Genomic DNA, 11,520 nt, shown 5'->3' with positions numbered 1-11,520 from the left:
ATGGCTATTCAGGTATTAGAGGAATATAGAAACAGAATAGAGTATAAAGTTTTAAATAATTATTGTAACTATGATGTGGTAAAAATAAATGAATTGAAGATAGGAAGTCTTATTATACCCGGAGTTATATTAAGTAAAATGCCTAAAGAATCTATTAACATTTTAAATACTTGGATAGAGAATAAGGGAAATCAATTAGTATTGTTACCTTCATGGAATGAGGAAAATCTGAAAAAATACTTTAATACCTCTTTTGATATCAAAATAAAAAAAGATCAAGGAGTATACAAGGATATTCCTGTAGGTTATAAAATCGAATCAACAGTTAAAGATAAGACTTTGGCTCAAAATGGAAAAATATATGGTATAAATTATAGAAATAATTTAAGTAGTGGTCTAATGACGGTAATAACATTACCGTTATTAGACTACAAACTTATAGAGTTTCAAGATAAATTTAAAGAAATCTTTGTAAATATATTGCCAAAAAACGCAATATTAGAAGAATCAAAAGAAATTATAGAAGAGTTTGAAACTGATGAATTACATGTTCTTTTAATAATTTTGTGTGCATCACAAATAAATACAAATATATCTGATAATTTAGAGAAATACTTTGGGAAGAAATATGATTTAAAGATAGTGAATCAAAAGTATAAGGAATTAATTGATTTTAAATACATTAATTCAGGAAAGTTAACTGAAAAGGGAATTGTATTGGTTAAAAATGGGAAATTAAAATCCTTTATTGATGTTGTTAAAGAGAGGAGTGAGAAAGAGAATGGATGGTGTTAATAGTGGAAATACTACAATATCACAAAGTATAGTTGCTAATATTCAATTAGGTCTTCCAGCAACAGTATCTAAACTTTCGGCAAAAATGAGATTTATTGATAGGATTGCTCCTACTTTAAAAGATGGAGGAGTTATCAGAAATATTGATATTATAAATCCAGTTACCATAAATGCAACAGGTATAGCATGTTCAAGTAGAACATCAAATGCATTTGGGGGAATACTTTATGTTGCTGGTGCTGTAAGGCAGGATATCTTAATAAAAGATGGTACTATTTATAAGACAAGACAGGAAAGTAAAGTTGAAGTTGATGAAATAGATGATCTTGATAGTCAAAAGAAGTTGAAGTTTATTAATATTATAAACGCGTATAAACTTCTTTCTGAATTAATGTCAGAAGATGATAAACCTGAACTTGTAATTTTAGAAGTTCCTTTATTATTAGAAAGAGCAGATGCACCTTTAGATGACAGGACAGATATAGTTAATATATATAATAAATGTAGAAAAATAATATCTGATTTCTGGGGTAGGTACAAAGATGAAATTTATCCATTTAAAAAGGATGGAATTAAAATTGCTTCAATTGGTAATAAGAAATTTGGGGCGGTAATATTTGCATTAAGTGATGAAAAAGTTAAGTATATTCCTGATAAAATTGATACTGCTATACTATTAAAAGTGGCAGATTTAATGCCCAAACTAAGAGACGTAGGAATTAAAAGGCTAATGACAGGTATACTTGTAAAACGAACTAGAACTGCTGCTTATCAACAAGATGGTATTAATGAAGATAGTAGATACGAGCCAGAAGAGTTAAGGAATGTTGGATTGATGGGGATGCATGTAAAAGCAGGGAATACAACCCCACCACTATTGGTAGAGGTACTTGGTAATGTTACTCAATGGGATACTGAAATGTTAGATGAATTAGCATCACAGATAATATCACTGATTACATTTGATCAACAAAAAGCATTACCTATGCCACTATGGTATGCGAAGTATGCACTAAGACCAATAGAAGCAACAGATAATGGTAAGAATAGAATACTTGAATATTATAAGGCACAAGCGAGAGAATCATTAAAAAATGAAGAGTTAGAAAGTATATGGAAAGAGAATTTAGATGTATTTGAGGTATAAAGGAGGGAGAAATTTGGATAAGTATATAGGAAAACTTATTGGAAATACAGGTAATCCAAATGATTTGAAATTGGTGTTAGAAAATAGTTTTTCAGCCAAAAGAGGAGAATTTGTAAAAATAAGGCATATTGAAGTTGAAGAAGAGGGAGAAACTTTTGTATTAGGAAGAATAGTATCAATTACTAGAAATAATATTTTATATAACTCTAATATGGGAGAAGGATTAACAAGTCTTGAAATATTACCAGGTGCAAGTGTTACTGGTGAAACATTATTTGGAACTATTGAACTTGTTGGTTATAGAGATAATAATGGACAAATTAAAATTCCTAGAAGACCTTTAAATCCAGGAGAGAAAGTATATGGTGTAGACTATGAATTCCTTGCTAAATTTTATAAGTTTGATGAGAATACTAGTTTAAATATTGGAAACTTAATAGGATATGATAGGGGGAGCGATATAGTTCCAGTATATCTTGATGTTAATAAATTAGTAACAGAGCATCTTGCAGTTTTAGCAATGACTGGTTCAGGAAAGTCTTATACAGTTGGTAGAATAATTGAAAGACTTGTAGCAGAAATGAATGGAACAGTTATAGTTTTTGATGTTCACGGTGAATATGGTAAGGCTTTTGAAAAAGGTTCTATACATTTCAATGAGGATCTTAGTTTTATTGAAGATAAAAATGAAATAAAGAGTCTTGAAAATATTCAAGAACGATTTGTAAAATTACTACAAGCAGATGGTGGAATTAAAGTTTACACTCCACAACTAGATACTTTTGATTATAAGTATAGCGGTAAAAATAATCATCTGGCACTCCAATTTGATAGATTTGATATGGATGATTTGTCATCCATTTTACCAGGATTGACAGAGGCGCAATCCAGAGTTTTGGATGTAGCCATAAGGTATTGGAAAGCAAAGTATAGCAATCCACCTAGAGATATTCAAGATTTAACATATTTACTATCTGAAGAACGTGGATTAGAGGAATTGAGGAATTGGGACAACTTAACAGAAGGTGAAGCAAAAGCATTAAATAATAGAAGTGCGGCTGTAGCATCGATGAAATTAACAAGGGTTATTAATGAGGCGAAAAGTTTTTATACTAGAGCGATAGGAGAACCTACAGATATTTATAAAATGGTTGGGGAAAAAGGAAATAACGTAGGAAGACTTGTAATTATAGATTTACAAGGACTATCTGATGATGCAAAACAAATTATTACAGCATTAATATCTAGTGATGTTATGAGAGCAGCAGCAGATAAAAAAAGACAGACTAGACCATGTTTCTTAGTTTATGAAGAGGGACATAACTTTGCACCAGCAGGAGTGCCATGTATTTCAAAAAAGATAATTAAAAAGATTGCAGCAGAAGGTAGAAAATTTGGGACTGGGTTTGCAATAATATCACAAAGACCATCTAAACTTGATCCAGATGTAACATCTCAATGTAATACAATAATTACTATGAGATTGAAAAATCCTGATGATCAAAGATTTATTGCTAAAACATCAGATATGTTTTCGAAATCAGATATTGATGAATTACCATCATTGTCTACAGGTGAAGCACTTATTTGTGGTAGATCGATTCCAGCACCTCTTCTTGTAAAGGTGGGAACTAAAGCATTGCTACATGGGGGAGAGTCACCGGAAGTTATTAGAGAATGGGGTTCTTTTGATGAATAAGAATGATATTATTATTTTTATTAAGGAAGAATTTAAGAATGGGAATATTAGAGAGAATATGTTTCCTATGATGACTAAGTTTGGTGTAAGAGATTATTCAGAAACAGTGCATTCTTTGGGTTTAAACTACATTACAGCAATAGGAAGGCAAATAGAGGGTATTTCTGCAATTTCAGAATGCCCAGTATATCCGTATAAATATTATAATAATTATAGTTTAGTTGTTGCAGAAGAATCAGCAGTTTATGGTGAGAAGTTTAGTGAAGTAAGACCAGATTCTGTTTGGTTCTCAAAGGAAAACAATGAGCCATTATTAATATGTGAATTTGAAAGATATGAAAAAGGTAAAAGAAAAGATTTGAAAATTAAAGAAAAGATTGAAAATTTACTTATTGCATATCATCAACTAGGCGGTACTGTACTAATAATACTATTTGTATATTGGAGTTATTCAACTGAAAACCCTAAATATATTGATGAATGTATTTCTATTTTAGATAATGGATTTAGAAAAAGTAATGGCGATTATGTACCAGGGATAAATGGAATAAAGACTTCTTATTTAGTGTACAGGGCTGTTGCTAATGGAACAAGTGAAAATCTTAGATTTAATCAGTGGGTAGAGGTGGGATAGTATGAAAAGAAAAGCAGTAAACTTTCAACCTCATGTTGATGCTAATATTGGAGGTAAATATATTTTACAAGAGTTTATAGATGAGGGATCTTTTGGAATTGTATGGAAAGCAATAAATTTTGAAGATAATGAAATTGTTGCATTAAAAATACCAAAAAATCAAGAACGAGGAGATAATACTTTATCAGAGGGAAAAGAATTTATAGGAAGTTGCCATAAAAATGTTGTTAAGATAAAGTGGATGGATAGGATAGATGGTTTATTTGTAATAGAAATGGAATATTTTAAAGGACATAAATTATCAGATGAATTATGCGAATCAGGCTTTAGGAGCCCTAGGACTTTTGAAGAAATATACAACTTATTTATCCAAATACTTGATGGGGTTGAATATATTCATTCAAAAAATATATGTCATGGAGATATTAAACCACAGAATATTTTAACTGATGGTAAAATTGCTAAAATAACTGACTTTGGTACAAGTAAGTTAATAGAGGATTTATTTATTAAAACTATTGATGGTGGTGGTACATGGGCGTATATGGCCCCAGAAGTAGCAGGATCTAATCAAAGGTACTTAAATTCTGATATTTATGCATTAGGAGTGTTATTATATAAGTTTTTAACTGGTAGAACACCACATGAAACTGCTAATCAACTAATAAATAATGTGCCTTATCCAAAACCTAGAGAAATAAATGAAAATATTTCACTAGCAGTAGAGTCAGTAATTTTAAAGTTATTAAAAAGAGATCCAAGTGAAAGATACCAATCTGTAAGTGAAGTTAAAAAGGATTTAAAAAACATATTCAATGAAAATAATAGTATGATAGTTCACAACAATAAATTCCAAATTTTATTAGAAGATATAAATTGGATGGAAAATGTAATTGGATTGTATAAAGAAAAGAAGTTTACAGAAGCAGAGTTAATACTTAAAAATGAATATGATAATGGAAACACATCACAAGATGTAATTTACCATATTGCTTACACTTATTTTAGACAAGATAGATTCTTTGATAGCCTTGAAACTATAGAAAAGATTAATAGCAATGGTGTTGAAGATATAAGGAGAGAAAACTTCAAGGAAGACTTAACATATTTAAAGGCTAAGGTGTTATTTGAATTAAAAAGATATGAGGAAAGTATAGGATGTTTTAAAGAATTATATAATAAAAATAAGCAAAACTTAGACTATAGATATAAACTTGCTTGTTCATATGGCTTGAATAATGAACAAGAAGAGGCAATAAATATTCTAGAAGGAATTAATAAAGAGAGTCCCGGTATGCTTTATATTGTGAAGAAATTAGGACACGCCTATGATCAGATAAAAGAATATAAGAAAGCGAGAGCATTCTTTAATTATGCACTAAAGTTAGATCCTAGCGATGAAGTAATTAGTAAAAGAATAGATGAATATTCAAGGTACTTAGGCTATTTATAATAAAAGTATTGAATTTAGTTGTGAAAAGTATGGAACATGATCCATGCTTTTTTAACTTTTATGGCAGACACATATATTACCTTTACGTTAAGATAAAACCATGAGAGGGGATGTCTTATGCTAGATACAATAGAAGTAGAAGTTAATGAGTTGTTTGATGAATTAATAACCTTTGCTAATGAACTAATAGAAGAAAGGTTTTTTGCGGATATTTTAGTCAGTGACCTAAATACAGAAGATCTTAATAGGAACTTTGATAAATTTATATTTACTAAAGGTACAAGCATCTTAAAGTCTATTTCATTACTACTAAAGAATAATGATTTTTATGGCAGTTTTATATTAGCAAGAACGTTATTAGAAAGTTATGAAATAGCAAAGGCTTATAGGAGAGATCCTATCATTAGTAAAGAACTATATTACAATTCTCTAAATTGGAGATTGGAACATATATACATAGAAGATAATAAGATTAGATATAACAAGAATAAAAGTAAAGGCTGTATGGGTTTAAGTAGATTAAAAGAAGTAAATGAAGGTGATGATTATTTAAGCATAGTCTATAGTATTTAAGTGCTTATGTTCATGTGGACCTGATTACACAATGGGATTATATTGATGGAGGTGGTTTTTATAATACAAATTGTTATGTAGATAATAATATAGTTACTTCAATAGCGTTATATATATACTTGAAGTTATTAAATATGATTATTGTTTGGGGAAAATATTATTATGATGGAGATAATTATAGAGATAAAGGTAGAAAATTATATTTTAAAGAATTATTAGTTATAAAAAAAGCATCAGATATTCTTATTAATGAATATGAAAATATTGAAAACTCATGTCATGATGGAATTCAAAATTATATAGAAACATTAACATTTGCACTGAAAATAATGAAAAACAGAATTAATAAAGAAATTAGAAAGCACAAAAAGAGTATAAATAGAGAAACTTTAAAAAAGTAGCAACTAAAAATACTCTAGATAGGATTATTAAATTTTAAACTTAGAAGGAAGAAGAGGATGTTATTAGGAATCAACTATCATCTAAGAAATCAATACTTATGTTTGGTTTACATATATAGTAATTTGGCAATGTAATATTATAATTAGTGGTTATTATAAATTCTTCTAATAATAATAGTAGCAGTCTTAAATATTTTAAAGTTAGTGCTAGTGATAATGAGTTAGTATATTCAGTAGTGAATAGTTGGAAGTTGTTAAAATCTATATACTTATATATTTTAGACGGAAGAGAATTAATATTAAGTCCAAATTCTTTAAGAATATTCTTGTATCTATATAATGTTGCAGAAGAAATGGACCTTTCTAAATTACAATTTAAAAAAGTCATAATGTTTTTAGAAAGTAAAGTAGTTATTTTATGCTCCTTAGTTAAAGTAGTTATTGAATTGATTGTAGAGTTTGTAGTTGTTGGTCTAATGGTTAATCCAATAGTATCTAGTTTACTTTTAAAAAGATTATTAAGCAAATTTTGGTCACTCAAAATACTGCCTACTGTTTTAATATTCTTTAAATTTCTATATAAGTAAGGGTTTTTTAACTGAAATTCAATTCTAAGAATATTATCATTTATAGAGATATTATGCTTTCTAGCCTCTTCATTTTTATCATAGAAGTTATAGCAAAAACTTTTATTATGAGCGTGTATACTTGTGTCATAATTAGTTTTTTCAGCCCTAGAATATTTAAGAGTTTTTAAATACTCAATATAAGCAGCCTTGTCTGCCATAGATGAACATATATAGTTTGCTGCTAAGTCTAACCTAGTTAAATTCCAGGATTGAAACTTTGGTATAGAGTAGCCTCTTAAAAGAAATTTAATTATTAAGTTAACTTTTTTAAAAAAGTGAGATAGATGTTCAATATTAAGTGTAGTATGATTATTATCATATAAAAACTTAGTAATAGAAGCTGAAACTTGTAAAAAGCCTCTAGTAGCAAAATAAATGATATTTAGGTTATCTATACTAGCATAGTAAAATACTCCAAGTGAGGCATTGTTATTACCTCTAGTAAAATAAGGATTGTTATTAAAGTAATCATAATCAATGAAAATATTTATTAATGCTTTAATTGTATCCATGTATAAAACCTCCTTTCTTCTTTTAATTTGAAACAATATAACCAGTAGAAAGAAGGTTTTCAAATTTTTAGAGAACTTTTTAAATAAAAAATGCACCAGCTGACGCTGATGCAATTTTTCATTTAATACCTTTGTTTTTGTATTTGAATGCAAGATCAAGATATTCAAATTCTTCTCGTAGATCAGTAATAAGAAAATTACTACTATTTAACCCGATATCTATAATTCTTTTAATTTCTTTTTTATATTCACTATTAAGATATAAGTATAATTCATTTATTAATCTTACCCTAAAGTGATAAGTCTTATTATCTAGATATAAATCATAAAAGTCTTTTATTAGTGACTCTGATGTTAATGATTTAAATATATTTATCTCATCAAAATATATATTTACATACTTTGTAGCAAGGGAATCTATTTCTAATATACTCTCTTGTGAGTAATGATACATAGCGACTATTTTGTTATTGTAAAAATTATCTTCATGTGTAATATCACATATTTCACGAAGACTATAGTCGCAGATTGCTTCAAACAAATCATTGCTGTTATAGTAAATCTTTTGAGAGATTATAAATTTCTGTATCTTGTTAAATAGTTTTAAGTCAAATTCATAGAAGTAATCCTTGTAATGTTACTTGTATAATTTAGCACAATGAATAAATACAGGATAGGTTGTCATTGTGAAAATTATGTCCTTTACCTCTAGAAAATTTTATTTTACACTAAGTAGTTTTTCTAATTCATCGCCTACAACATCTAAAGTTCTAGTTAAATTAGTGATATACCCAATATTATTAGATTGATCAAATATGTTTTTGTATTCTAGTAATACCTTCTTTACATTCATATGAAATGCCTCCTTAATTATATTTGTTGCATTATAGTAAATTTAGTTAGTTTAAATCAAATAAAGAACTCCAAAAGTTGGAGTTTTTAAAGAAATTTTCTATATTCTTATAATGCTTTAATAACTAAATCCTTTAAAGTGCAGTTATAATCAATTGCAGCATGTTGGTAAGTTCTTTTAAGGGATAAAGGTATCTTAAGGTTTAAAGATTCTTCTGATGTAGGATAAGTATCTTTTTTAGAAGTAGAGGATGTAACTTGACTCTTACATTTATTACAAGAACTTGCAAAACCAGATTTTTGGCTATTTAAATAAATTTATTCTTCCTTATGGATATCGGTAAATTCATTATCAGTTGACTTCAAAACATCATAAAATGTTAAATATTTACTACATTGTTTCTCTATCACGTTATTAGTAGTGTTAAAGCGATACCTACTTCTAGCATTGTTAATATAGGTAGGTATAGTAATCTTCTTATCATTAATTACAATTTTGTTATCTCCTTTATTAAAATAAATGTAGTTTTCTTCAATTCTCATAAACATAATTCCTTTCAATTTTTATATAGGTAAATGTAGTTAGCAACATGTATTGTGATTTATATTTACCTTTAATGCAATATAAATAATTATTGATGTAAAATCAAATTATTATTTGGAATTTCTATAAAGGTTAATATAAAAGTGGTTTCAGAGAAAAAAGTCGTTTCAGTAATCACTTTCCTTATAGTAAAAGATCTTCTTGTTTGTGCCTTATTTTATACCCATATTAGTAATGAACCGATTTTAATTAAGATAAAACTTGCTAGACTTAATATAGATGTCTTAGAAACCATTTGAGAATAATAATTTGAATATTTATGAAAAGATTAGAAAATAACTTATAAAATATGGTAGAATAATACTAGAAATGTTAATTTAGGAGGACTATATGGAGATTTATACAATAGGTCATACAAATCACTCTATTGAAGAGTTTGTGGCATTGATAAGAAATTATAATATTAATTGTGTAGTAGATGTTAGATCAACTCCATTTTCCAAATATACACCTCAATTTAATGAAAATAATATAAAAGCAGAATTGAATAAGCGAGGAATTTATTACTTAAAAATGGGAAATGAATTTGGTGCTAGAAGAAATAATAAAGAACTGTATACGACTGATGGATACTTAGATTTTGAAAAGACAAGGAAAGATGCAGAATTTTTAAAAGGGATTGAAAGAATAAAACAAGGCTGTAATAAAGGATTTAGCATAACGTTAATGTGTACAGAGAAAGACCCATTTGATTGTCATAGAACTATAATGGTTAGTAAAGGGTTAAAAGATAATGGGTTCAAAATAAATCATATATTGCCTAATAAAGAAATTCAGAGCCAAGAGAAAATAGAGGATAGGCTTTTGGCTAAGTATTTTCCTAATAGATTGCAAATATCATTTGATACTGCAAATAATTTAACAGATGAACAAATGATAGAGGAATCATATAGAAAAAGAAATAAAGAAATTGGATATTCAATTGGAGGTGATGAGGAATGATAACTATTTACACCATAGGTTTTACTAAAAAATCTGCTGAACGTTTTTTTGAATTGTTAGAAGAAAATAATGTTGAAACAGTATTTGATGTAAGATTAAATAATTCAACACAGTTGGCAGGTTTCTCAAAAGGAAAAGATATGGAATTTTTTTTGAGAAGGATATTGTCAATAAACTATATTCATAATATTGAATTTAGTCCAACAAAAGAGATATTAGATGATTATAAAAAGAAGAAGATTAGTTGGGAAAACTATGAGGAAAAGTTCGGAAAATTACTTAAGGCAAGAAAGTTAGAAAGTTATATTAAAAATAATTTAAAAGATAAATTAGATAAGATTTGTTTTTTATGTAGCGAAGATACAGCTGAACATTGCCACAGAAGATTAGTTGCAGAATATATAAAAGATATACTAAAGGATGAGGATATTGAGATAGTTCATATTTAGGGGGATGAATATGGAGAAAGAGGTTATAATTTTAACTAAGTCAGATAAAAATGGGGGATATTGCGTAGCAGGAATTGATAAGGGAAATGGAAAGTTTATTAGATTAGTATCAGAAGATTGTGCATCACACTTTGCGTTACATGACAATGATTTAATTTATGAAGATGAGCGAAGTTATGTAGACGTAATGGACGTTGTTAAGGTAAGGTTAAAAGGTAGACAAAACTGTATAGAACAACCTGAAAACTATATAATAGATGATGGTTATTATATGAAAAAAATAGGAGTTTCTAATAAAAAAGAGATAAGTAAATATTTAATGAATCAAGATTATATTTTTTATAATAACTCAAATTCAATTGATGAAAAAGATTTACAAAGTCAATTACAAAAATATTCTTTAATTATGTTCAGAGTAAGTGAATTAAAATTATGGGCTGATAAATTCAATGAAGGAAGACTAACTGCAAATTTTATTCATCTAGAAAATGAATATAGGTTCATTAAAATTACAGATCATAATCTAACGGAGAAATATTATCAAAGAGTTATAGATTCTTCACCTAGACCACTTATATTAAATGATGCAATTTTAATAATGAGTTTGGCACCAGAATATTATGGAAAACATTATAAGTTAGTAGCCAATATTATTGAAGAAGAGATTAACTATTGGGGAGAAAATCCATTTGCATTTTAATTTACATGAGTCATCAGAAGTATCATCAATGAGTCATCACCAAACAGAAATAATGGACGAAATGTACAAAAAACGTAAAACTAAATGGACGAAATATCATTAAAAAATACCCTTTGTACATAATGGACAA

General features: G+C 27.8%; 14 protein-coding genes. 10 read left to right on the top strand and 4 right to left on the bottom strand.

Features of this window, described 5'->3' with window-relative positions; translation table 11 throughout:
- From ACYUEX_RS06460 to ACYUEX_RS06430, 7 genes are all read left to right on the top strand, one after another.
- Positions 1–795 carry a hypothetical protein gene (locus ACYUEX_RS06460; protein ID WP_460287141.1) on the top strand — a complete coding sequence of 265 codons (795 nt, stop codon included), beginning with the start codon at positions 1–3 and terminating at the stop codon, positions 793–795.
- On the top strand, positions 782–1,942 hold the full coding sequence (locus ACYUEX_RS06455) for a hypothetical protein (RefSeq protein ID WP_460287140.1): 1,161 nt from the start codon (positions 782–784) through the stop codon (positions 1,940–1,942). The genes ACYUEX_RS06460 and ACYUEX_RS06455 overlap by 14 nt, the downstream gene beginning before the upstream one ends.
- 13 nt (positions 1,943–1,955) lie before the next feature.
- A complete protein-coding gene (locus tag ACYUEX_RS06450) occupies positions 1,956–3,641 on the top strand; it encodes a helicase HerA domain-containing protein (RefSeq protein ID WP_460287139.1) in 1,686 nt (561 codons plus the stop codon).
- Positions 3,634–4,275: a hypothetical protein gene (locus ACYUEX_RS06445; protein ID WP_460287138.1), complete on the top strand. Its 642-nt coding sequence runs from the start codon at positions 3,634–3,636 to the stop codon at positions 4,273–4,275. The genes ACYUEX_RS06450 and ACYUEX_RS06445 overlap by 8 nt, the downstream gene beginning before the upstream one ends.
- Position 4,276: 1 nt before the next feature.
- Positions 4,277–5,728, top strand: coding sequence for a protein kinase domain-containing protein (locus ACYUEX_RS06440; RefSeq protein ID WP_460287136.1), 1,452 nt, complete (start codon positions 4,277–4,279; stop codon positions 5,726–5,728).
- Positions 5,729–5,845: 117 nt separating this feature from the next.
- Positions 5,846–6,301 carry a DUF5677 domain-containing protein gene (locus tag ACYUEX_RS06435; RefSeq protein WP_460287135.1) on the top strand — a complete coding sequence of 152 codons (456 nt, stop codon included), beginning with the start codon at positions 5,846–5,848 and terminating at the stop codon, positions 6,299–6,301.
- A gap of 14 nt (positions 6,302–6,315) precedes the next feature.
- Complete coding sequence (locus tag ACYUEX_RS06430; RefSeq protein ID WP_460287134.1) at positions 6,316–6,702, top strand: hypothetical protein; 387 nt, start codon at positions 6,316–6,318, stop codon at positions 6,700–6,702.
- 70 nt (positions 6,703–6,772) lie between these two features.
- Here the strand turns inward: ACYUEX_RS06430 and ACYUEX_RS06425 are convergent, their stop codons facing one another.
- The 4 genes from ACYUEX_RS06425 to ACYUEX_RS06410 all read right to left on the bottom strand — a co-directional run bounded on the left by ACYUEX_RS06425 (position 6,773) and on the right by ACYUEX_RS06410 (position 9,244).
- Positions 6,773–7,843, bottom strand: a complete 1,071-nt coding sequence (locus ACYUEX_RS06425) for a hypothetical protein (RefSeq protein ID WP_460287133.1) — start codon at positions 7,841–7,843, stop codon at positions 6,773–6,775.
- Positions 7,844–7,961: 118 nt separating this feature from the next.
- The gene (locus tag ACYUEX_RS06420; RefSeq protein WP_460287132.1) at positions 7,962–8,384 is read right to left on the bottom strand and encodes a hypothetical protein; all 423 of its coding nucleotides are present in this window, start codon (positions 8,382–8,384) and stop codon (positions 7,962–7,964) included.
- Between the two features lie 177 nt (positions 8,385–8,561).
- A complete protein-coding gene (locus ACYUEX_RS06415; protein WP_460287131.1) occupies positions 8,562–8,696 on the bottom strand; it encodes a hypothetical protein in 135 nt (44 codons plus the stop codon).
- 317 nt (positions 8,697–9,013) lie between these two features.
- Positions 9,014–9,244, bottom strand: coding sequence for a hypothetical protein (locus ACYUEX_RS06410; protein ID WP_460287130.1), 231 nt, complete (start codon positions 9,242–9,244; stop codon positions 9,014–9,016).
- 385 nt (positions 9,245–9,629) lie between these two features.
- Between ACYUEX_RS06410 and ACYUEX_RS06405 the strand changes: the two genes are divergently transcribed.
- Genes ACYUEX_RS06405 through ACYUEX_RS06395 form a run of 3 tightly spaced genes read left to right on the top strand, consistent with a single transcriptional unit; the run spans position 9,630 to position 11,390 of the window.
- Complete coding sequence (locus ACYUEX_RS06405) at positions 9,630–10,241, top strand: DUF488 domain-containing protein (RefSeq protein WP_460287129.1); 612 nt, start codon at positions 9,630–9,632, stop codon at positions 10,239–10,241.
- Positions 10,238–10,690: a DUF488 domain-containing protein gene (locus ACYUEX_RS06400; protein WP_460287128.1), complete on the top strand. Its 453-nt coding sequence runs from the start codon at positions 10,238–10,240 to the stop codon at positions 10,688–10,690. Before ACYUEX_RS06405 ends, ACYUEX_RS06400 begins: the two co-directional genes overlap by 4 nt.
- 10 nt (positions 10,691–10,700) lie before the next feature.
- Positions 10,701–11,390: a dual OB domain-containing protein gene (locus ACYUEX_RS06395; RefSeq protein WP_460287127.1), complete on the top strand. Its 690-nt coding sequence runs from the start codon at positions 10,701–10,703 to the stop codon at positions 11,388–11,390.
- Positions 11,391–11,520: the final 130 nt, after the last annotated feature.

The organism is Clostridium sp. CTA-7, assembly GCF_054768095.1.
The sequence above is the reverse complement of the archived record's forward strand: the minus strand, read 5'-3'. Positions and strand labels throughout refer to the sequence as shown.